The 20108-nt window shown below is 71.3% G+C and carries 23 protein-coding genes and 1 pseudogene; 14 read left to right on the top strand and 10 right to left on the bottom strand.

Annotated features, from left to right (window positions below):
- The first annotated feature begins 28 nt into the window (after positions 1-28).
- Positions 29-154, top strand: coding sequence for a hypothetical protein (locus tag H4W81_RS49070; RefSeq protein ID WP_264083228.1), 126 nt, complete (start codon positions 29-31; stop codon positions 152-154).
- Positions 155-245: 91 nt separating this feature from the next.
- Here H4W81_RS49070 and H4W81_RS43545 read toward each other — a convergent pair whose 3' ends face one another.
- The 3 genes from H4W81_RS43545 to H4W81_RS43535 all read right to left on the bottom strand — a co-directional run bounded on the left by H4W81_RS43545 (position 246) and on the right by H4W81_RS43535 (position 2191).
- Positions 246-740: a hypothetical protein gene (locus H4W81_RS43545; RefSeq protein WP_192780140.1), complete on the bottom strand. Its 495-nt coding sequence runs from the start codon at positions 738-740 to the stop codon at positions 246-248.
- Between the two features lie 145 nt (positions 741-885).
- Positions 886-1545: an HNH endonuclease family protein gene (locus H4W81_RS43540; RefSeq protein WP_192780139.1), complete on the bottom strand. Its 660-nt coding sequence runs from the start codon at positions 1543-1545 to the stop codon at positions 886-888.
- A 76-nt stretch (positions 1546-1621) separates the two neighbouring features.
- The gene (locus H4W81_RS43535; RefSeq protein WP_192780138.1) at positions 1622-2191 is read right to left on the bottom strand and encodes a TetR/AcrR family transcriptional regulator; all 570 of its coding nucleotides are present in this window, start codon (positions 2189-2191) and stop codon (positions 1622-1624) included.
- 77 nt (positions 2192-2268) lie between these two features.
- Between H4W81_RS43535 and H4W81_RS43530 the strand changes: the two genes are divergently transcribed.
- From H4W81_RS43530 to H4W81_RS43515, 4 genes are all read left to right on the top strand, one after another.
- A complete protein-coding gene (locus tag H4W81_RS43530; protein WP_192780137.1) occupies positions 2269-2763 on the top strand; it encodes an FBP domain-containing protein in 495 nt (164 codons plus the stop codon).
- Positions 2764-2789: 26 nt separating this feature from the next.
- Positions 2790-2939: a hypothetical protein gene (locus H4W81_RS43525; protein WP_192780136.1), complete on the top strand. Its 150-nt coding sequence runs from the start codon at positions 2790-2792 to the stop codon at positions 2937-2939.
- 71 nt (positions 2940-3010) lie between these two features.
- Positions 3011-4093 carry a sensor histidine kinase gene (locus H4W81_RS43520; protein ID WP_192780135.1) on the top strand — a complete coding sequence of 361 codons (1083 nt, stop codon included), beginning with the start codon at positions 3011-3013 and terminating at the stop codon, positions 4091-4093.
- The gene (locus H4W81_RS43515) at positions 4090-4755 is read left to right on the top strand and encodes a response regulator (RefSeq protein ID WP_192780134.1); all 666 of its coding nucleotides are present in this window, start codon (positions 4090-4092) and stop codon (positions 4753-4755) included. Before H4W81_RS43520 ends, H4W81_RS43515 begins: the two co-directional genes overlap by 4 nt.
- Here the strand turns inward: H4W81_RS43515 and H4W81_RS43510 are convergent.
- The 3 genes from H4W81_RS43510 to H4W81_RS43500 all read right to left on the bottom strand — a co-directional run bounded on the left by H4W81_RS43510 (position 4716) and on the right by H4W81_RS43500 (position 11054).
- Positions 4716-5468, bottom strand: a complete 753-nt coding sequence (locus H4W81_RS43510; protein WP_192780133.1) for an ABC transporter ATP-binding protein — start codon at positions 5466-5468, stop codon at positions 4716-4718. The genes H4W81_RS43515 and H4W81_RS43510 overlap by 40 nt on opposite strands.
- Before the next feature lie 19 nt (positions 5469-5487).
- The gene (locus tag H4W81_RS43505) at positions 5488-8007 is read right to left on the bottom strand and encodes an ABC transporter permease (protein WP_225960832.1); all 2520 of its coding nucleotides are present in this window, start codon (positions 8005-8007) and stop codon (positions 5488-5490) included.
- A 440-nt stretch (positions 8008-8447) separates the two neighbouring features.
- Entirely contained in the window at positions 8448-11054 is a 2607-nt protein-coding gene (locus tag H4W81_RS43500; RefSeq protein WP_192780131.1) for a protein kinase domain-containing protein, read from the bottom strand.
- Positions 11055-11221: 167 nt separating this feature from the next.
- On the opposite strand from H4W81_RS43500, the gene H4W81_RS43495 reads away from it, so the two are divergent.
- The 7 genes from H4W81_RS43495 to H4W81_RS43465 all read left to right on the top strand — a co-directional run bounded on the left by H4W81_RS43495 (position 11222) and on the right by H4W81_RS43465 (position 16624).
- Positions 11222-11359, top strand: coding sequence for a hypothetical protein (locus H4W81_RS43495; RefSeq protein WP_192780130.1), 138 nt, complete (start codon positions 11222-11224; stop codon positions 11357-11359).
- A gap of 27 nt (positions 11360-11386) precedes the next feature.
- Positions 11387-12787: an FAD-dependent oxidoreductase gene (locus H4W81_RS43490; RefSeq protein WP_192780129.1), complete on the top strand. Its 1401-nt coding sequence runs from the start codon at positions 11387-11389 to the stop codon at positions 12785-12787.
- Positions 12788-12804: 17 nt separating this feature from the next.
- Entirely contained in the window at positions 12805-14043 is a 1239-nt protein-coding gene (locus tag H4W81_RS43485; RefSeq protein ID WP_192780128.1) for an MFS transporter, read from the top strand.
- A 31-nt stretch (positions 14044-14074) separates the two neighbouring features.
- A complete protein-coding gene (locus tag H4W81_RS43480; RefSeq protein ID WP_192780127.1) occupies positions 14075-14425 on the top strand; it encodes an ArsR/SmtB family transcription factor in 351 nt (116 codons plus the stop codon).
- A 156-nt stretch (positions 14426-14581) separates the two neighbouring features.
- Positions 14582-14980 (top strand): VOC family protein, encoded by a 399-nt coding sequence (locus H4W81_RS43475; RefSeq protein WP_192780126.1) that lies wholly within the window; start codon positions 14582-14584, stop codon positions 14978-14980.
- A gap of 61 nt (positions 14981-15041) precedes the next feature.
- Complete coding sequence (locus tag H4W81_RS43470; RefSeq protein ID WP_318782440.1) at positions 15042-15383, top strand: YciI family protein; 342 nt, start codon at positions 15042-15044, stop codon at positions 15381-15383.
- Positions 15380-16624, top strand: coding sequence for an RNA polymerase sigma factor (locus H4W81_RS43465; RefSeq protein WP_192780125.1), 1245 nt, complete (start codon positions 15380-15382; stop codon positions 16622-16624). The genes H4W81_RS43470 and H4W81_RS43465 overlap by 4 nt, the downstream gene beginning before the upstream one ends.
- A gap of 117 nt (positions 16625-16741) precedes the next feature.
- On the opposite strand, the gene H4W81_RS43460 is transcribed toward H4W81_RS43465, so the two are convergent.
- Together H4W81_RS43460 and H4W81_RS43455 are read right to left on the bottom strand one after the other, a co-directional pair.
- Positions 16742-17302 carry a carboxymuconolactone decarboxylase family protein gene (locus H4W81_RS43460; RefSeq protein ID WP_225959073.1) on the bottom strand — a complete coding sequence of 187 codons (561 nt, stop codon included), beginning with the start codon at positions 17300-17302 and terminating at the stop codon, positions 16742-16744.
- Entirely contained in the window at positions 17299-17898 is a 600-nt protein-coding gene (locus H4W81_RS43455; RefSeq protein WP_192780124.1) for a TetR/AcrR family transcriptional regulator, read from the bottom strand. The genes H4W81_RS43460 and H4W81_RS43455 overlap by 4 nt, the downstream gene beginning before the upstream one ends.
- A 497-nt stretch (positions 17899-18395) precedes the next feature.
- On the opposite strand from H4W81_RS43455, the gene bioD reads away from it, so the two are divergent.
- Positions 18396-18851 carry an ATP-dependent dethiobiotin synthetase BioD gene (gene bioD, locus H4W81_RS43450; protein WP_420538769.1) on the top strand — a complete coding sequence of 152 codons (456 nt, stop codon included), beginning with the start codon at positions 18396-18398 and terminating at the stop codon, positions 18849-18851.
- On the opposite strand, the gene H4W81_RS43445 is transcribed toward bioD, so the two are convergent.
- On the bottom strand, positions 18794-19168 hold the full coding sequence (locus H4W81_RS43445; RefSeq protein ID WP_192780122.1) for an STAS domain-containing protein: 375 nt from the start codon (positions 19166-19168) through the stop codon (positions 18794-18796). The genes bioD and H4W81_RS43445 overlap by 58 nt on opposite strands.
- Positions 19169-19193: 25 nt before the next feature.
- A pseudogene (locus H4W81_RS50300) lies at positions 19194-19475 on the bottom strand (SpoIIE family protein phosphatase); the annotation flags it as partial.
- Between the two features lie 190 nt (positions 19476-19665).
- Between H4W81_RS50300 and H4W81_RS43435 the strand changes: the two are divergent.
- Entirely contained in the window at positions 19666-19995 is a 330-nt protein-coding gene (locus tag H4W81_RS43435) for an aromatic acid exporter family protein (protein WP_192780121.1), read from the top strand.
- Positions 19996-20108 lie beyond the last annotated feature (113 nt).

Genomic DNA, 20108 nt, shown 5'->3' with positions numbered 1-20108 from the left:
GCCCCGTGGCCCGGACGACCCGCTGACCATGGGCGGCCTGCTGAACGGCGGCGCCGTCGCCAGGCCGCTGCTCGGCAGCCTGGCCTGGATGGCCGGCGTGGTCGTGGTGTTCTTCCCGCCGGCCATGCGGGCCTACCGCAAGAACGCGGGCTGATCGCTCACGGTGCGACCGGCTGGCCGGACTTCTCGGCCGGCCGGTTCAGCGCGTCCTGCCTCGGCTCGACGGGCCGCCTGCCGGCCGTCCCTCAAGAAGCGGGCAGCTCGTGGACCAGCGAGAGATCTCCGACAGCATCGGCGTAGTAGACCGATCCGGCCAGGTGGAAGGCGAGCTGCCGGAAGCTCCAGCCCTCGCCTGGTGAGTGGTCCAGCTGGTCGGGCGTGAGCGCGTTCAGCCGGTCGGACCACAGCTGAGCGAGCCGGAGGAGCCGGCTCGCGGCTTCCTCCAGGTCCTGCTCGGTGAAGGGCGCCAGGTCCGCCGGAGTGGTTATCGCCGACGCATGCCACCGATCAGCGATGGTCTCGTGCCCGGCCAGCCGGGCTTCCACCTCGGCGAGATGATCGATGAGGTGGTCGGCGGCTCTTCTGATCGCCTTGTGCGGCGTGTAGATCCGCTGATCGACCTGCGACGGACGACCGTCCCAGGCCGTCCACGTGGCCGCCAGGCCCAGAACGTGGTCGACCATCGCCGTCACGACCAGCGCGGGGGGACGGTCGTCGGTGATCGGAATCTCATTGGTCATCTGCTGCCTCCAGCTCGGTGCGTTCACTCTCGGCAGCCATCGCCCCAACAGCCGAGATGCCTGGTGGGGCCCGATGGCCGCCCGCCGCCCAACCTAGGCCCGGAGTGCTTCGGCGATCGCCGAAACATGGCTGGGGCGCACGTCCTTACCTTCGACAGGTGCGGAGCATGTTGAGCAGGGCCACCTTCTCTTTCCGGGTCACGAAGAGCCGGTAGTGATGCTTCACGGTGATCCACGAGGTGGCGTAGCGGCACCAATGGCCGCGGCGCGGCGGACGCCAGCTCTGCGGCCCCTGGCCGCCCTTCGCGATGTTGGCGGAGTGGCTCACCACGATCAGCTCCGGGCGGGTGAGGTCGTTGGCGAAGGCGCGCCGCCGTGCCTGGCTCCATTTGCTGGCGCCGGAGCGCCAGGCGTACGCCAGCGGTACGACATGGTCGACATCGACCTGCTTCTCGCTCTTCAGCCACTTACCGTCGTACGGGCTGTACCAGACGCCCTTGACGGGGTGGCAGGCCGCGTTCCTGCGCACGCCTCGCCCGTCGCGCGCGAGGACCATCTCTCGTGCGTCGCACCTGCCCTTGTGGTGCGCCCACCGGGGCTGGAACCGCCGATGGCTGTAACCACGGATGGATAACGGCCTGGCGACCTTCACCTTGGCCAGCATGCGGCGGGCCAGCGCCCCGGCATCGGCCTGTGGCCGCTTGCGCGGTTCGGCTGCCGCCTGCGGAGCGGCGATGACAGCGGTGATCGGGATGACCACAAGAACGAATACCGCGACCAGGACCACCCGCCTCAAGAAGATCATGGTTCCACCCATACCAGTCACTCCCCTCCAGCGGCAGCGATATTCAAGCGAAGGGGTGAATCTGAGGATCGACGACCTACGAAGCCGGCGGCCAGTTTCTGAGGACGACGTCGAGAGCGTCCAAGGCCCTGAACCATGAGGCGTCCACCTCGCGCGAATGGTGGAACCCGCCCACCGCTTCCAGGCTCACATATCCGTAGAAGACGCTGTGAAGCAGCCGTATCGCATCCGTCTGGTCGGGCTCCCCCAGCTCGTAGCCCCGCAGGATCGCCCGCGTCAGCTCCGCGTGCCGTCGCGCCGCACTGGCGGCCGCCGTCTCAGGGTCGAGCTCCATCCGCGTCGCCGCATACCTCCCCGGATGCTCCTTCGCGTAGTCTCGGTAGGCGTTCGCGAAGGCCACCAGGGCGTCCTTGCCCGCACGGCCGGCCAGCGCGGCGGCGACCCTGTCGGCGAGCTCCGCCAGGGCGAGCACCGCCACCCTGACTCTCAGGTCCTGCACGTTCTTGACGTGTGAGTACAGGCTCGCGTCCTTGACGCCGAATCTGCGCGCGAGCGCCGAGGCGGTCACGTTCTCGAAACCGACCTCGTCCGCCAGCTCCGCCGCCGCCTGGGTCAGACGTTCGGCGGTCACTCCCGATCGTGCCATGCATCACCCTTCCTAGAGCCTCTAGGACTCTACTTAATCAGTCGCTTCTCTGTTCTAGGGAAGGTAGCTTCCTGCCTATGAGAGCACTTACCGAGCGCGACATCCGCGCGTCGTTCGTCAATTGCACCAAGGGCGAGGCGAAGCGTCTGGCCGTACCAAGGGATCTGGCCCAGCGGCCGTGGGATGACCTGGACTTCCTCGGATGGCGAGACCCCGCCTCGCCGGAGCGGGCGTACCTGGTCACCGAGTCCGGTGACGGGCTGGTGGGGGTGGCGCTGCGGCTGGCCGCGCCGCATGCCGGGCATGTACGGCGCAGCATGTGCTCGTTGTGCGTGACCACGCACACGGGAGACGGCGTCTCGCTGATGACCGCGCGCAGAGCGGGACGGGACGGGCAGCAGGGCAACTCCGTGGGCGCCTACATCTGCACCGATCTTGCCTGCTCGCTCTACCTGCGCGGGATGAAGGAGGCCGGGCCCGGCGGACGGATTCATGAGTCGCTCACGCTGGAGGAACAGATCGAGCGGACCACGGCCAACCTGGCCGGCTTCCTGGACAAGGTGGTCGGCTGACTACCTGGAACGAGCCGGTCGTCAACATGGAGCCCGACGGCACCCGGTCGTTCGCGGAAGAGCTCACGGTCGACGTGAAGGGCGGACCCGGCACCGTCCAGATCACCTACTGGGCCACCGACAACGGCGACATCGTGGCCGACACTGCCACCTGCACCCGAATCGGCTGCGCATAGGGGATCGGAAGACCAAGGAGCCGACCCCGCGAGCGCCCATCGCCAGGCGGCCACAACATACGCTGGAGCGCATGTCCTTAGCCGGCTGGATGGGGCGTCCGTGGATCAGCGGCCTCGCGCTGGCCGTCCTGGTGTTGGCGCTCGAGCTCCCCGACGCCCTTACGGCGGCCAGCCCGAAGGCCGTGCTGGTCGGGGTAGGCGCGGCCGGGCTCATGCTGCTGAGCCGGCGGCACCCGATCCCGGTGGCCTTGCTCGTTGGCGCGCTTTACGTGATGAGCACCCAGCCGCCCGGCTACGACGCTCCGGTCAGCGCCATGCTCATCGCGCTCTGCCAGGTGGGCCGCCACTCCGCTGCTGCGGCGTCGGTAGTGGTCGCCGTGGCGGGCATGGCGACCTCGTGGTGGCTCCACCGGCAGGTGGTGGACGACCATCTGCCGACGGGCCTGTCGATCGTGCTGATGCCGGCGCTGCCGCTCGCGACGGGCTACATCGTGCGCCTGCGCACGGAGCTGTCGCGCCGCAGGGAGCAGCAGGCGGCGGAGCACGCCGTACGAGAGGAACGTCGTCGCATCGCCCGCGAGCTGCACGACGTGATCGCGCACCACGTCAGCGTGGTAAACCTCTACATGGGCGTGGCCAGGAGGATGATCCCGATCGACGCGGAACGCGCCCGGCAGACCCTGCTCACCGGGGAGGACACGGCCAGGCGGGCGATGGCGGAGATGCGGCAGCTGCTCGACGTCCTGCGCACCGCCGGCGAGGAGATGGAGAACCAGGCGCGGGTCGGCGTGGCCAGGCTGCCCGCGCTGGTCGAGGAGTCGGGCAACGCGGCGCTGGAGGTCACGGGCGAGGCGGTCACACTGCCGACGACCGTCGATCACGCGGTCTACCGCATCGTCCAGGAGGCGCTCACCAACACCCGCAAGCACGCCGGCGGCGCCCGATCCCGCGTTCGGCTCGCCTTCCTGCCCGACCTCGTCGAGGTGGAGGTGGCCGACGACGGGCCGGCCAGGGCCGGCGGCCCTGGCCTCGGGCTCGGCCTGGCGGGCATGGCCGAGCGGGTCTCGCTGTGCGGGGGCGAGCTCAAGGCGGGACCCTCGCCCGCAGGAGGCTTCGTCGTGCACGCCCGCATCCCCCTGCTGGAGAAGACGTGATCAAGGTACTGCTCGTGGACGACCAGGTGCTGGTCCGCGCGGGGCTGCGCATGCTCCTGGAGACCGGGGACGGCCTGGCGGCCGTGGGCGAGGCGGGCGACGGCCATGAGGCGGTACGGCGCAGCCACGAGTTACGCCCTGACGTGGTGCTGATGGACCTGCACATGCCCGTCATGGACGGAGTCGCGGCCACGGAGCGGATCGTCACCGAGTTGCCGGAGACCAGGGTGCTCGCGCTGAGCACCTTCGATCTGGAAGAGCACGTGGTGACGGCGCTGCGGGCAGGCGCGTCGGGCTTCCTGCCCAAGGACGTCTCACCGGAGGAGCTGATCGAGGGCATCAGGATCGTGCACAGGGGCGAGGCGGCGGTCGCGCCCCGCTTGCTGCTCAGGCTGATCGGGACCTTCGTCCGTCCCGCCCGCCCCCGTGCGGTCGTGGTGCCCGCCGAGCTGTCCGCGCTCAGCGTCCGCGAGCGGCAGGTGCTGGAGCTCATCGCGCGCGGGCTGTCCAACGGACAGATCGCCGAGGAGACCGGCCTGTCGCTGTCGACGGTGAAGAACAGGGTGAGCGACCTGTTCGCCAAGCTCGATGTCAGAGACCGCGCCCAGGCGGTGATCGTCGCCTACGAGGTCGGCCTGGTGAGCCCCGGGGAGCTGGGCTGACCACTGAGTTCCGCTGCGACCTTCTCCGGGGTCGGCGCCTCCATGAGGTTCGCCACCTGCCCGTCGCTGAGGAAGAGCACCCGATCGGCGTGGGCGGCGGCGGCCGGGTCGTGGGTGACCAGGATGACGGTCTGCTTCAGGGTGTCGACGACGAGCCTCAGCATGGACAGGATCTCCTGGCCCGATCGGGTGTCGAGGTTTCCCGTCGGCTCGTCGGCGAAGACCACCTCCGGCCCGGCCACCAGTGCGCGGCAGATGGCCACCCGCTGCTGCTGGCCGCCGGACAACTCGTGCGGGCGGCGGTGCATGTGGTCCGCGATCCGGGCTCGGCTCACCAGCTCCCGCACCCACTCCTGGTCCGCCCGCCTGCCCGCCAGCCGCAGCGGCAGCTCGATGTTCTGCTTCGCGGTCAGCGCGGGCAGCAGGTTGAACGCCTGGAACACGAAGCCCACCCGCTCCCTGCGCATGGCGGACAGCTCGGCCTCCGTCAGCGCGGTCACGTCGGCGCCACCCACGCTGACCGTCCCCGACGTGGGCTGCGTCAGCCCGGCCGCGCACTGCAGCAGTGTGGTCTTGCCCGACCCCGACTGCCCCATCACGGCGGTGAACGAGCCGCGGGCGAAGCCGTAGCTGACGTCCTTGAGCGCGGTGACCGCCGACGCCCCCGTGCCGTAGATCTTCTTGACGCCATCGAGACGGACCACGGGTTCCATGCCGGTGTTCATACCGGGCCTACCTTTCGTTCTTCATGGCTGTACGCACGACCAGCAGAGATCCCACCAGAGCCCCCAGGAGCGCGCCGCCGCCGAGAGGAGTGAGCCAGCCGAACGGGATGAACGACACCATGGCGGCCGGCCCGGCGCCCTCGGTCATGGCGGACACGGACGCCACGGCGACGACCGCGGCCAGGGCCAGCACGAGGACGGGCAGCACGGTGAGCACGTTCTCCCCGCAGACCATCCACATCACCTGGCCGCGGCGCATCCCGATCTGCCGCATGGCAGCCCACTCCCGCCTGCGGTCGAGCAGCGCCAGGCACAGGCTGTTGACGGCCGCCACCAGGCAGAAGAGCGCGATCAACACCGAGATGTACGGCAGGAGCCGGTTGCGTTCGGCGCTCTCCGCCGCCTTGCGCAGGACGTAGCCCTGCTTGTCGTAGGAGGCGACCGTCGCCCCCGCCTCGCTGACGGCCTCCCGATCGAGCGGGCCGCGCACGTACAACGCGACGTACGGCCCGGCCGACAGATGGGTGGCGGAGGGTCCCAGAGAGGGCAGTACCAGCGCCGCCAGTTCGCTGCTGTCGGGGTAGAGCGCGGCCACGGTGTAGACCTCGTCTCTTGTCGCGCCCGGGAAGCGGATCCGCAGGCGCGATCCGATCCGGGCCTTGTCCCTGGCCGCCATGGAGTCGCTGAGAGCGACCTCCCGCTCGCCCAGGGCGTTGAGCGGGCGGCCGCGTACGGGCAGGTTCAGCATCCGCATGAGGTTCCCGGTGACCAGTGACCCGTACGTACGCGGCGGGGGGCCCTCGGCGGGTGTCCAGTCGTCCGCCGTCGCGGTGATCGGCAGCATCTGGACCCCGACCACCTCTGCCGTCCCGTGCCCGTTCTGAAGGCGCCGCCGCAGTTCCTCCGCCAGCACGTTGTTGCCGACCGCCGGGGTCAGCACATGGTCGGCGCTCACCTCTGCGGCCGCCAGGTCGGCCTGGCGCCAGTCGTAGAAGGACTGCGTGCTGACGATCACGCCGACCAGCGTCACACCGAGCGTGAGCGACCCGACCGCCCCGGCGAACCTGCGGTGGTTGAAGACCACGTTGGCAACGGACAGGAACCCACCCGCGCGCCGCGCCCGGGCGGCCCACGGACGCAGCAGCCTGCCCACGGCCAGCACGAACCACGGCGCCACCAGCCCCACCGCGGCCACGACCAGGCACACCCTGGCGAACTCCACGATCAGGCTCCCGAGCGGCTGCCCGAAGTCGACCAGGTCCGCGACCTGGAGCAGCGCCAGCACGAACGCCACCGCCAGCAGCGCCAGGCCGGTCAGCAGCCGCCCTCTGCCGAGCGTGCCACCCTCCGCCGGGGCCTCTCCCAGCGCGTCGCCAGGACGGATCCGCAGTGCTCGCCGCACCGCCAGCAGACTCGCCAGCAGGGCCACGGCCACCGTGAACAGCAACGTCCACAATGCCGGGAGCGGACGGAAGAACACCTCGAACGACACGTTCACCACGCCGAAGTCGCGGAGCCGGTCGGCCACCAGCGGTGCGATCCATCTGCCCAGCGGTACCGCCACCATGACCGCGACCAGGGAGAACAGCAGCCCCTCCGCGAGCAGCATCCGACGGATCTGCCCCCGGCGTGCCCCGACGGCCCGCAGGACCGCGATCTCCGTGCTCCTGCGCCGGATCGACAGTCCCATGGCGGCGGCGACCATCCCGACCGCGATGAGTCCTGCGGTGTACACCAGGAACCACAACGTGTTGAACCCCTCGCGGGGTCCGCCGCCGGACGAGAGGTTCCCCTCGGCCGCGCCACGGTCCGCGCCGGTCGCGATGCGGATCACCTGCGCTCCCGGAGGGTTGTACGGCTGCAGCACCCTGGCGACGGCCTGCCGGAGCTCCTGCGGATCGGTGCCGGGTTGGGGCAGGACGCCGAGCGTGTCGACCCCGCTGCGGCGTCCGGCCAGCTTCGCGGCGTGGCCGTCCGTGAAGAACAGCGCCGACTGGTGCCGCCATCGCGCGGACGTCGCGGCCACCCCGACCACCTCGTGCGACCGGGACACCCCGGAAACCCGCACATCCACGCGTTCACCCACGGTGACCCGCGCCGCCTCGGCCAGCCGCGCGTCCACGACGACCTCGCCCGCCACCCGCGGCGGCCTGCCCTGCTGGATCCGGAACGGCGTCAGCCGGGCGCTCCCCCACCCGTGCCCCCACGGGCTGGGGTACTGGTCCCCCGCGACACGCACGACGTTCCCGCGGACGGAGAGCGGCGCGACGAAGCTGAGCTCGGGCACCGCCGCCGTCACCTCGGGCAGCGCGCCGACGGCCGTCACCAATCCGGGTGGTATCGCCCCAGGGATACCACCCGTGGTGATGACCATCGCTGCTCCGGCGTACCGCTCTATGACGGGTGGCTGCCGCTCGGTCGAGTCAACGACGAACCAGAGCGCGCTGATCACGGTCGCGGCGATGACGAGCGTGGTCAGCACGCCCATCACGCTGCCCGGATGCCATCGCAACGTCCGCCACGCCATCCACACCAAGGGAGCCTCCACGAGTATCGCGCCCGCCCTCGTGGCGAGCTGTCACCTCCACAGCCTCCCGTCGACACCCATCCATCTCCTCCGCACCCGGAAGGATCCTCATGAGGTACCCCAGACCCCCGCGAGCCGTTCCGGAGTACTCGAGTCCCACGAAACGCGCGGGAACCACGTCAGCGCGCAGCCGGGCTCCACAGCCTGTGGAGGGCCGCGCCTGCTGGACGCCGAGCTCGCCGCGGGAAACCCGACCCCGGCCGTCCGGGCCGAGCGCACCCGCGTGCAGGCCCTCTTCGACGCCTGGTTCGCCGAAGCCGAGTCCGGGTTCACCGCCGCGCCGATCCCCGATCCGCACCCTGGTCGCCGTCCAGCTCGGCGCCGCCCTCCTGGCGGCGGAGGCGGCGAAGGTCAGCCCACCCGCACCGGCATGAACGTTCTCACCGCGCGCAGACCTTCCTGTACGGCAGGCCCGGCACGTACGCCACCCACTCCGCCTCGCTCAACGACCGCCCTGCCCTCGCGCACACCCGCGCCGCCACCACGGCCGGATCCATCGGATACTCGGCCAGCTTCCCGTCGACGACGACCAGCAGCCTGCCCGCGGAGAAGCCTGCCTGGGAGATCAGGGGGTCTTTGATGGCGGCGATCACGACTCCGGAGGCGACGTCGTACACCCGCATTTCCTCGTGGTTGACGGCCGTGACGAGGGAGCCGTCCGGCGAGAAGGTCAGCTTCGGGTCGACCGGCATGTCACGCAGCGGCGCCGAGGACGGCTCCGCCGCCCCCCGCCGCCAGAAGGCCATCCGGGCCGAGCCGTCGGGCCAGCCGAAGACGGTGCCGTCGGTGGAGAAGCCCAGCCCCCGCACCACCGGCCCAAGAGGCCGCGGGACGGCCGGACGCCCGGTCGCCGCGTCCAGGAAGCTTTCGCCGATGGACAGGTAGCGCCCGTCGGGCGTGAAGGCGAGCTCGTCGGCCATGTCGGCCGGCGCCCGCCAGACCTGCTTGGCGCCGGGCAGCTCGATCATGCGGATGTAGGTCTGCGCCGAGACGGCCAGGCGCGTGCCGTCGGGGCTGAAGGCCAGGCCCTGGGGCGACTCGTCGACCAGGGGCAGCTCGGCCAGTCGCCTGCCCGTCGTCGTGTCGTGGACGAAGACGGTGGCGTCGCCGCCCACGGCGAGGGCCGAGCCGTTCCCGCTGAAGACGAGCGGGTACTGGGGTTCGTCCGGCAGGGTGATCGTCTTGCCCGTGGCAAGGTGGCGCACCTTGCGGCCGGCCAGCAGATGGCCGCCGTCGGGGCTGAGCAGGTCGCCACGCGGGCCACGGCGGGGCCGGAGGTCGAGCTGCGCGCTGACCACGGTGTCTCCCGCGAGGTAGCGGAGGGTGTGACCGTCGGGGTCGAACGCGAGGTGACCGGCGCCCGGCGCGACGGGCTCGTCGAGCACCAGCGTGGCGTCACTGGCCCGCCACACCTGGAGCCCCGAGTCGTCCAGCGCGGCGACGGCCGCGCCGTCCGGGCTCCAGGCGATGGCGCCGCCCTTCCAGTCGGTCAGGCTGGAATCTGACTCCTTACCCGAACGGAGAGAAAGAAGCAGAATGTCCTGATTCGGCCCTGAGACGGCAAGCTTCTCCCCATTCGGGCTCGGCGCGAAGTTCTGACATATCCCCGAGCAGTTCCACAACGTCGTTGCCCGTCCATCGAGCAACGACTGGCGGCGCAGAGCGGAGCCCATCAGCGTGTACACGGCCGTCTTGCCGTCGGCCGTCACCACCATGTCCCCGCCGAGCGTGGGGACCTCTGTCTTCGCTCCCGTGCGGGTGTTCCAGAACGTGGCGCCCTGCCCCATACGCACCGCCACGACATCCTCCGAGTCGCTGTACGACAAGGAGAAGTCGGACTCGCCCGCGCCCTCGAAGAGCCGGTATCGCGGTTCGCGGGCGGCGCCCGTCGCCGTGCCCCACAGCCGGACCCCGCCCTCTTCGGTGGCGATCGCGAGCGTGCGGCCGGACGGGGTGGCCGCCATCCCGAGAATCTCGCCGGGCTGGTGGCGGGCGGCCTGCCGTACGGTGAGGTCGCCCTGGTCGGTGACGGTCACCAGGCGCAGGAACAGCTCGGGCACCAGCTCCCGCTCGGCAGGGCCGAGCGCGGCGTAGGCGTCCTCGGCGAGCGTGCCGAGGGCGGGATCGCGGGCCGGCTGGTCACCGTGGGGCGCCATGGCGGCGGCCGAGCCCGCGCCCTGGGCGAGCAGCCTGGCGGTGTCGAGGCCGTCGCCGCTGACCAGCGCGAGCAGCAGCTCCTTGGAGGTGGGCCGCTGCCGCGGGTCCTTGGCGAGCGCGGCGGCCACCAGGGCCCGCAGCTGGGCGGGCAGCGGCGACAGGTCGGGCTCGTGGGACAGCACGCGATGCATGACCGCGCCCAGCGAGTCGGCCCGGAACGGGTCCTGCCCGGTCGCGGCGAACAGCACGGTGGCGCCCCAGGCGAACACGTCGGCCGGCATGCCCGCCCGCTCGCCGGAGAACACCTCCGGCGCCATGTAGCTGGGCGTGCCCGCCAGCAGCTGCGCCGAGGTGAGCGACATCTCCAGCGTGCGGGCCACCCCGAAGTCGATGACGCGCGGACCGTCAGGGCCGAGCAGCACGTTGTCCGGCTTGAGGTCGCGATGGACGACGCCCGCGTCGTGGATGGCCGTCAGCGCGGTCGCCATGGCCGTGGCCAGCCGGTGCAGTTCGTCGCCGCGGAACACCCTGGCCGCCTGCCGCAGGCTGGGCCCCTCGACGTACTCCGAGACGATGTACGGCCGCGGCCCCTCCAGGTCGGCGTCGAGCACCCTGGCGGTGCAGAAGGCCGGCACACGGCGGGCCGCGGTGGCCTCCTTGGCCAGGCGCGGCTGGGTCGAGGGGTCGCCGCGCAACACCTTGATCGCGACCCGCCCGCCCTCGGCGTCGTAGCCCTCGTAGACGATTCCCTGTCCGCCCTCGCCGACCCGTCCGGCCAGCCAGTAGCCGCCGAGCCGCTGCGGGTCTCCGTCGATCAGCGCATCCCCCATAGCGAGTTGGATGCTCTCAGCAGCCGCAAAGTTCTGCGAGCCGAGCAGCGGCTGAGGCTTCCCATGCCTACACCTCGCAGATTAGGCGCTCCTCTAATTTGACAGATCTCTAATCAGTGAGGCAAGCTGGCTACTAATTCGACAAGCTTCTAAACAGGAGGTGCGCGATGCGCGCTCTGTTCCGTCGTCACCGCCGGGTTCAGGACGTCACGCTCGACGAGGCGCGCGGCGTGGTGTGCGATGCCGCCTGCCGCGCGGCCGCCGCCGTGGACCGCTCGCGCACCTCCGTCCTGCGCTTCCGCTAAGCCCTCAAAGATCCAGGAGAAGCCATCATGAGCGACAGCTGCTGCGGCACCACCGCGTCCCTCGAGCTTGAGCAGATCGCGACCTCCGGCGCCACCAGCGCGCTGCCGGTCGTGGTGATCGGTGCCGGTCCGGTCGGGCTGGCCGCCGCCGCCCACCTGGCCGAGCGCGGCCAGGACTTCCTGGTCCTGGAGGCAGGCGAGCAGGTGGCCGCCTCGGTCGCCCAGTGGGGCCACGTCCGGGTCTTCAGCCCGTGGAGGTTCAACATCGACGCCGCCGCCAAGCGCCTGCTGGAGGCCGACGGCTGGAGCGAGCCTGACCCCGAGTGGCTGCCCACCGGCGCCGAGCTGATCTCCGACTATCTGGCTCCGCTGGCCAAGCTGTTCGGCGACAAGGTACGGCTCAGCACCAAGGTGACGGCGATCAGCCGCCTCGGCTACGACCGGGTCCGTACCAACGGCCGCGAAGACGTGCCGTTCCTGATCCGTCTCGAGGGCGGTGAGGAGCTGCGGGCCCGCGCGATCGTCGACGCCTCCGGCACCTACACCAGCCCGAACGTGCTGGGCGCCAGCGGCCTGCCCGCGTACGGCGAGAACACCGTCGACGTCGACCACGCCCTGCCCGACGTGCTCGGCGCCGACCGCGAAGCCTATGAGGGCAAGCACACCCTCGTCGTGGGCGCCGGCCACTCCGCCGCCACCACCCTGCTCGCTCTCGCCCAGCTGGAGGACGCCCAGATCACCTGGGCGATCCGCGCGGGCGGCGCCAGCCGTACCTACGGCGGCGGCGCGGCCGACGCGCTGCCCGCACGCGGCGCGCTCGGCACCCGCCTGCGCGCCCACGTCGAGTCGGGCCGCATCCGGCTAATGACCGGCTTCTTCGCCCACTCCGTCACCCGAAGCGGCGACCAGGTGACCGTGGTCAGCCGCGACCCGTCCGGCGCCGAGCAGTCCGTCACCGTGGACCGCATCGTGGCCGCGACCGGCTACCGTCCCGACCACTCCATCGCCTCCGAGCTACGCCTCGATCTCGACCCGATCCTCGACTCCACCCGACAGCTGGCCCCGCTCATCGACCCCAACCAGCACTCCTGCGGCACGGTGCCCGCCCATGGCGTCGACGAGCTCTCCCACCCCGAGCCCGGCTACTACGCCGTCGGGGTCAAGAGCTACGGCCGCGCCCCGACCTTCCTGATGGCCACCGGCTACGAGCAGGTCCGCTCCGTCGTCGCGGCCGTCGCCGGAGACTGGGAGGCTGCCCGCGACGTGCAGCTCGACCTGCCCGAGACCGGCGTCTGCTCCTCCAGCCTGGCCGCGGCTCAGGAGCAGCGCGTCGGCCTGGCCACCGGCATCAGCGGCGGCCTGCTGGCCACTCCGCTGCCCCTGGCCACCGTGGGCGCCACTACCGACGGCGGCGGCTGCTGCGGTTGAAAGCGGGGATCGACATTGTGAGTTCCACCGCCGAGACCGCCGCCCCGCAGAGCCGGGGCGGCGGTCAGCCGCGTTCCGGCCACGGCCGGCGGATCGTCGCCGCGCTGGCCGTCACCCAGACCATCGGGTACGGCGTGCTCTACTACGCCTTCTCCGTCTTCCTCACCCCCATGGCCCACGACCTGCACGCGACCAACGCCCAGATCGCCGCCGCGCTCACCCTGTCGATCCTGATCACCGCCCTGTGCGCGCCGCTGGTCGGCCGCCGGCTGGACGCCCGTGGCGGCCGCGGCCTCATGACCGCCGGATCGATCCTCGGCACGGTCGCTGTGCTGGCCTGGTCGCGGGTGGACAGCCTGGCCCAGCTGTACGCGGTGTTCGCCGCGATCGGCGTCGCCTGCGCCATGGTGCTCTACGAGTCGGCCTTCGCCGTCATCGTCAGCTGGTTCGACGGCCCTACTCACGCGCGCGGCCGGGCCAACGCGCTGCTCGCGCTCACCGTCGTCGCCGGGTTCGCCTCCACGATCTTCCTGCCGCTCACCGGCCTGCTGGTGGAGTGGCACGGCTGGCGCCAGGCCCTCGTCATCCTGGCGCTGATCTACGGCGTGGCCGCAATCCCCCTCCACGCGCTCGTCGTGCGCCGCCGTACCCACCCCAAGCAGAAGCCCGCCACAGCAGAAGAACGCGCCGACATCGTCAAGGCAGCCACCCGACGGCGGCCGTTCTGGTTGCTGGTGATCGCCTTCACCGCCAACGGCGGCGCGGCGGCCGTAATGGCCGTCCTGCTCATCACCTACCTCATCCACCTCGGCCACTCCCCCGTTCTGGCCGCGACACTGGCCGGGCTCCTGGGCGTGCTGTCGGTGACCGGACGCCTGCTCACCACCGGCCTGCAACGCCGCCTGCCCGCCGCGCTCATCGCCGCAGCGATCTTCGCCCTGCAAGGCGTCGCCGTCCTGCTGCTGCCGCTGGTCGGGCACACGGTCCCGGGAGCGATCGGCTGCGTGCTGGGATTCGGGCTCGGCTTCGGCATCGCCTCCATCACCCTGCCGCATCTGCTCCTGCAGCGGTACGACGCGGCGGCGTACGCCTCACTGTCGGGCCGCATCGCCGCCTTCTCCGTCACCGACAAGGCCCTGGCCCCACTGGGCGCGGTCGCGCTGGCCCAAGCGGTCGGCTATGGGTGGGTCATGGGAGCGGTGGCCGTCGCCTGCGCGATCGCCGCGTCGGCCCTGGTCGCTTACCATCGGATATAATTTCGACGAATTTCGAAGTAAGGAGTGCCGCATGACCGCCGTCACGATCCAGTGCTGCGCGCCGATCGCACGCGAGCCGCTGTCGGAGACCGACGCGGCCGACCTGGCGGTCATGCTCAAGGCGGTCGCCGACCCGGTACGCCTGCGACTGCTGTCGATGATCGGCTCCCACACCGGCGGCGAGGCCTGCGTGTGCGACCTCACCGACGCCTTCGACCTGACCGCCCCCACCATCTCCCACCACCTCAAGGTCCTGCGCACCGCGGGCCTGATCGACGGCGAGCGCCGGGGCACCTGGGTCTACTACCGGATCATCCCCGAGGCGGTGAACAAGCTGGGCGCCCTGTTCGCCCCCCTCGCCGAGCCCACCCCAGCCCGGTGAGCAGCGCCTGGGCCTCCGCCGATCAGTGACGTCGGCGAGGTACGGCAAGGGCGGGTTTCCTGAAACCCGTCACCGGGAGTGTCGTATCGCGGCCCGTCCCAATCGTCTTCCTGACAAAGGCCAGTTCGGACAGGCCCAAGACGATGGGAACAGGTCATGAATCCGACACTCAACACGATCGACATCGTGGTCAGCGACATGCGGGCCTCGATCGGCTTCTATGCCCGCCTCGGGCTGGAGTTCAAGATCGACGAGCACTCGCCCGAGCACGCCGGCTGCGATCTGCCCGGCGGGTTGCACGTCATGCTCGACACCGAGAGCTTCCGCACCCCGTTCCTGCCCGGCTGGAGGGCGCCGGACGGCGGGCCGCGCACCCTGCTGTGTTTCGAGTTCGAGACGCCCGCCGGGGTCGACGCCAAGTACGCCGAGCTCACCCAGGCCGGTTACCGGGGCCTGGCCGAGCCGTTCGACGCCTTCTGGGGCATGCGGTACGCCACCGTGGCCGACCCCGACGGCAACGGCGTCGACCTGTACGCGGCCGTGCCGACCGGCTGAACCGGTCCGGCGCAGCACCTCGCCGGGTACAACAGCTACAGACGAAGCGGGAGGCCGAGACGTGAAGTACGTGCTGATGTTCGTGGAGACCGAGCAGTTCGCCAAGGAACTGGAGGCCATGGGCGAGCTGGAACAGCGGGCCGCCTATGAGGCGGTCGGCCGCTGGTTCGCCGACCACGCCGACAAGATCACCCACCACACCCATCTGGCCCCGGTGCACACCGCGACCACGGTGCGGCTGCAGGGCGGCGGGGAGCCTGTCGTCACCGACGGGCCGTTCGTGGAGGGCAAGGAGGTGATCAGCGGATTCGCCGAGGTCGAGGTGGCCGACCTGGACGAGGCGCTGAAGCTGGCCCGCTCCTGGCCGGCCTGCCCGATCGTGGAGATCCGTCCGGTGTCATGACCGAGCCGGCAGGCGGGCCCGCCGACCGCGTGGCCGGGCGCGGGCGGGACGACAGCGGCGAGGTGCTGGCCCGCGTGGTACGTGAGCACGCGGGCCGGCTCGCCGCCGGCCTGATCTCGCTGCTGGGTGACTTCTCGGCCGCCGAGGACCTGGTGCAGGACGCGATCGAGACCGCGCTGCGCCGCTGGCCCGTCGAGGGCATCCCCGACCGGCCGGACGCGTGGCTGTTCACCGTGGCCCGGCGGCGCGGCCTGGACGTCCTGCGGCGCGAGTCGAACTATCGGGCCAAGCTGGCCCAGCTGCGCTGGCCGGAACCGGCCCAGACCGACGACCGGCTACGGCTGATCTTCACCTGCTGCCATCCCGCGCTGGCGCCGGCGGCGCAGATCGCGCTGACGCTGCGCGTGGTCTGCGGACTGTCGACGCAGCAGATCGCCGCCGCGTTCGTCGTGCCCGAGGCCACAGTGGCCCAGCGCATCACCCGCGCCAAGAAGAAGATCACCGAAGCCGGCATCCCGTACCGCGTCCCCGCCGCTGACGAGCTGCCGACGCGGTTGCAGGCCGTGCTGGCGGTCATCTACCTGCTGTTCAACGAGGGCTACCTGTCCAGTACGGCCGAGCGGGCCCAGGCCCGCGACCTGGTCGACGACGCGGAATGGCTGGCCGCGCTGCTGGCGGGCCTGATGCCGGGCGAGCCCGAGGTGGTCGGGCTGCTGGCGCTGATCCGGCTGCACCGGGCACGCGGGCCGGCCCGCTTCGACGCCCACGAGGAGCTGGTGCTGCTGGCCGACCAGGACCGCTCCCTGTGGGACCGGACGGCGATCGACGAGGCCGGCGCGCTGCTGGTGCGCACGGCCCGCGCGCATCGCAGGCCGGGGCCGTACCAGCTGCAGGCGGCGATCGCGGCCTGTCACGCCGAAGCCGCCTCGTTCGAGGCCACCGACTGGGCGCAGATCCTCGTCCTGTACGACATGCTGCTGCACCTGGCGCCCTCGCCGGTCACCCGGTTGCACCGGGCCATCGCCCTGGGCTACACCCAGGGGCCCGAGGCGGCGCTGGCCGAACTCGACGACCTGCAGGAGGTGCTGGCGCGCTACCCTCTGCTGCACGCCACCAGGGCCGAGCTGCTGCGCGGGCTCGGCCGGGCCGAGCAGGCGCGCGCCTGCGATGAGCGGGCGCTGGCGCTGACCGCCAACCCGGCGCAGCAGCGCCTGCTGAGGCAGCGGCTGGCCTGGACCTGAGCCGAACCGGGCCATCCGGCCTACTGCCTGGCACTCCCCCTGAAATCCGGCGAGCGCCTGGTCTGCGCCGGCTCCGGCCCCGCACGGCTCCAGGGCACCGGGCGCGACGTTCGGGAGTCAGTCGTGGGCGCGGCTCCACTCCTGGCCCTGCCAGGCCGGGTCCAACGGGGTGTGCGCGAGGTGGTTGGTGTAGTTCGACAGCGTCTTCATCCCGACACCGAGCACGATGTCCAGCACGTGGCGGCGGGTGTAGCCGGCCGCGAGGAAGGCCTCGACCTCGGCGTCGTCCACCCAGCCGCGCTGGACGACCATCAGCTGGGTGAGGCGTCGGGCCGACTCCAAAGCGGTGTCCTGCAGCGGCTTCCCGGCGCGGAGCGCCTCCACCACCTCGGCCGGGACCCGCGAGCGCAGGGCGAGGGTGGAGTGGGCGGCCACGCAGTACTCGCAGCCGTTCTCCACGCTGGCGGCGATCAACACGACATGCTTGGCCGGTCCCGGCAGCGAGGACCTGCCGAACTGCTCGGCGAGCGCGTTGTAGCCGGCCAGCAGCTCAGGCGACTCGGCCATCACCCCGTTCAGCGTGGTCACGAACCCCATCCGCTTCTTGGCGGCCTCCAGCATCGGCCGCGCCGCCTCCGGGGCGTCGCTCTCGTCGTAGACGCGGAAATCGATCATCATCTCTCCTCAGTGGTGCGGAAACCATCCAGTACGGCACGCACGCCGCCCAACAGGTCGGCCGCCGCGGCCCCGGCTCGTGAGCGGAGGTTGACCCCGTAGGCCAGCAGCGCGAGCGTCTCCGCGCCGGCCTCCACGTCGAGTCCGGGGTGCAGCTGGCCATGCCGGCGAGCCGCTTCCAGCGCGGTGCGCATCGCCGAGCGCAACGCGCCGTGGTGGGCGTCCAGCGCCTGCCGTACCTCCGGGAGCTCCCGGCCGGCCGCGGCGTGCGCGTTGGTGACCAGGCAGCCCCAGCGGGCGTGCTCGCCCGCGCAGCGCGCCGACACCAGCCGCTCGAAGAAGCCGCTGATCGCCGGCAGGCCGCGCCCGTCGGCGATCAGCGCGTCGAAGACCGGGCGCGACTGCCGCTCCAGGTAGCGGCGCAGCGCGGCCGCGTACAGCTGCCCCTTGCCGCCGAAGGTCGCATACAGGCTGGACCGGCTCAACCCGGTGACCTGCACCACCTCGGCGATGCCGGTGGTGTCGGCCCCGCGCTCCCAGAACAGGCGCACGACCTGGTCCAGCGCCACGTCAGGGTCGAAATGCTTGACGTCCGGCATTCGCGAACTCCTATCTCGGAACGACCATTCCAAGATAGGGCGCTGTGGACGACTAGGGCAACCCCCTGGCGATCGCGTCGACGGCATGCGCGATCTCCTCCTCCGTGAAATTCGCCCGTGCGCAGCCGCAACCCTGAGACGCCGTCGGGCACCGAAGGCGGGCGGAAGCAGCCGACGGCGATCCCGCCGCCCCGCAGCTCGCGGCCCGCCGTACGGCGGTGTCGGCGCCCTTCGCGCGCACCGAGACGACACACGCCTCCGATCGCGGCGAGTCCAGCCCGGCGGCGACGATCCCTTCGTGCGGCTCGAGGGCGACGGCGCGAGCTCGGGCCGCGAGCGTGGCGTCCCCTCGCTGCAGCTCCAGGCCCGCCGGCGCGGCGGCGGCCGACGCGGGAGCGGTCGAAGATGAAGGTGCGAGCGGTGTTGGCCAGATTCTCGATCACCGCGCGGGCCGAGCGCCTTGGACAGGGTGACCGTACAGACGAGGTCGGGGCGGCCTGCTGGTCCACTACGACGACGAGGGCGGCACCTTCGCGGACATGATCTCCGGCATGCGCGATCTCGGCCTGGACGTCGCCCTCCTGGTGGTCACCACCGCGGGACTCGGCACCCTCAACAGCACCGCCCTGACCGCCGAGGCACTACGGTCGCGAGGGCTTCGCCCGCACGGCCTCGTCTTCGGCAGCTGGCCCGCCGCGCCCGATCTGGCGGCCCGGAGCAACCTGGCCGACCTGCCCGTCGTCGCGGACGCGCCCACCCTGCCCGAAGGCAGCGGGACGGCCGACTGCCACCGCTTCCTCGCCACCGCTTCCTCGCCACCGCACGGAGCCGCCTGGCAGCCGAGCTCGGCGGCGCCTGGGAGGCCACCGCGCACCTGGCTCGTCCGCGCCGGCCGCTACACCGATTGGTGCGGCTGGGGCAGCGCGCTGAGAGCCTGCTCCGTGCTCGGGTGAACGGAGAAGGCCTGCGTCAGCCCGGTGATCTCGAGGAGCCTGCTCACCCTGTCGTTCAAGGCGGCCAGCGCGATCACACCATCCCGCTGCAGGATCTCCCTGCGCAGAGCCAGGATGATTCTCACCCCAGTGGAGTCGGCGAACGACAGGCCGGCCAGATCCAGGACGAGATGGCTGTGCTCGGGCAGCAGGAAACGCTGCAGATCGCCGCGTAGGCGCTGGGCGTTGCTGTGGTCGAGCTGACCGGCCCAGGCCAGCACGCACACGTCGTCGCGGCCGGTGGCCAAGGGGCGGGTCACGCGGACGGGGTCGGTCACGAGGCCACCTCGGAATGCTCAGGGCGAACATGGCGGTGTCGTCGGCCAAACCGGTTCCGAACCCGGTCAGGACCCCGGCAAGGGCGTCCACTATCCCCTGTGCCGAGGCGCCGACGAGGCCGCCGGCCAGTTCGATCAGCCGGTCTGCGCCGAAGAGATGGCCGCCGTCGATCCGGGCCTCGGTCAGACCGTCGGTATACAGCAGCAGCGCGTCACCGGGTCGCAGACTCACCTTGGCCGTGGCGAGACCTGCCTCGGACCGCAGCGCGGCGAGCCGGGCCTGCTCGGCTGCCTCGTCGACCCGCATCACGCCCTGCTCGTTCACCTGGCCCTCTTCCTTCCTGCCAGCCCACCCGGGCTACCAGCCGTACCCGCGCGCTCGGCCCTCAAGGGCCTGGTCATGACGGCAGTCAAGGTCATTATGAACATGCTCCGCCCTTGCGTGGAACCGATTGATCCGCAAATGTCGCGCTATGCGACATACGCGGATCGGCCGCTTGACTGCCGCCCTCGGCCAGGAACTCGCCTATGTCCGCGCCCAGTTGAACGCCCTTGCCGAACGCGACTCGCACCAGCGGTTCGAGGTGAAGCAGATCGCCAAGGCCACGCTGGCCGCGGTGCTCGCCTGGTTCCTGGCCGATCGGTTCCTTCCCCGCGAGAGCCTGTGGATCGCCCCCGCCACCGCCGTCATCATGGTGCACGCCACCGTGTACAAGACCCTGACCAACGGCCTGCGCAAGGTCGCCGCCGTGGCCGCAGGCGTCATCCTGGCATGCAGCATCGGCCACCTGCTCGGCCTGACCGCCCTCAGCCTCGTGCAAAGGTGATCTCGATCATCCGCGCGGCTGGGCCGTCAGCGGAAGCCTGCTCACCGACGCCGAGCGCATCCTGAGCGTTCTGGCCCGCCTCCAGGCGTCCACCACACGATCAGCCGCCGAAG

This window comes from Nonomuraea africana (assembly GCF_014873535.1).
GTDB lineage: Bacteria > Actinomycetota > Actinomycetes > Streptosporangiales > Streptosporangiaceae > Nonomuraea > Nonomuraea africana.
The sequence above is the reverse complement of the archived record's forward strand: the minus strand, read 5'-3'. Positions and strand labels throughout refer to the sequence as shown.

Coding starts and splice junctions, on each gene's coding strand:
- H4W81_RS43525 (WP_192780136.1), top strand. CDS start 2,790: ATGGAGCCCGACGGCACCCGGTCGTTCGCGGAAGAGCTCACGGTCGAC.
- H4W81_RS43460 (WP_225959073.1), bottom strand. CDS start 17,302: ATGATGATCGATTTCCGCGTCTACGACGAGAGCGACGCCCCGGAGGCG.
- H4W81_RS43505 (WP_225960832.1), bottom strand. CDS start 8,007: ATGGCGTGGCGGACGTTGCGATGGCATCCGGGCAGCGTGATGGGCGTG.
- H4W81_RS43490 (WP_192780129.1), top strand. CDS start 11,387: ATGAGCGACAGCTGCTGCGGCACCACCGCGTCCCTCGAGCTTGAGCAG.
- H4W81_RS49070 (WP_264083228.1), top strand. CDS start 29: ATGGGCGGCCTGCTGAACGGCGGCGCCGTCGCCAGGCCGCTGCTCGGC.
- H4W81_RS43545 (WP_192780140.1), bottom strand. CDS start 740: ATGACCAATGAGATTCCGATCACCGACGACCGTCCCCCCGCGCTGGTC.
- H4W81_RS43465 (WP_192780125.1), top strand. CDS start 15,380: ATGACCGAGCCGGCAGGCGGGCCCGCCGACCGCGTGGCCGGGCGCGGG.
- H4W81_RS43500 (WP_192780131.1), bottom strand. CDS start 11,054: ATGGGGGATGCGCTGATCGACGGAGACCCGCAGCGGCTCGGCGGCTAC.
- H4W81_RS43540 (WP_192780139.1), bottom strand. CDS start 1,545: ATGATCTTCTTGAGGCGGGTGGTCCTGGTCGCGGTATTCGTTCTTGTG.
- H4W81_RS43510 (WP_192780133.1), bottom strand. CDS start 5,468: ATGGAACCCGTGGTCCGTCTCGATGGCGTCAAGAAGATCTACGGCACG.
- H4W81_RS43530 (WP_192780137.1), top strand. CDS start 2,269: ATGAGAGCACTTACCGAGCGCGACATCCGCGCGTCGTTCGTCAATTGC.
- H4W81_RS43520 (WP_192780135.1), top strand. CDS start 3,011: ATGTCCTTAGCCGGCTGGATGGGGCGTCCGTGGATCAGCGGCCTCGCG.
- H4W81_RS43535 (WP_192780138.1), bottom strand. CDS start 2,191: ATGGCACGATCGGGAGTGACCGCCGAACGTCTGACCCAGGCGGCGGCG.
- H4W81_RS43455 (WP_192780124.1), bottom strand. CDS start 17,898: ATGCCGGACGTCAAGCATTTCGACCCTGACGTGGCGCTGGACCAGGTC.
- H4W81_RS43495 (WP_192780130.1), top strand. CDS start 11,222: ATGCGCGCTCTGTTCCGTCGTCACCGCCGGGTTCAGGACGTCACGCTC.
- H4W81_RS43480 (WP_192780127.1), top strand. CDS start 14,075: ATGACCGCCGTCACGATCCAGTGCTGCGCGCCGATCGCACGCGAGCCG.
- H4W81_RS43475 (WP_192780126.1), top strand. CDS start 14,582: ATGAATCCGACACTCAACACGATCGACATCGTGGTCAGCGACATGCGG.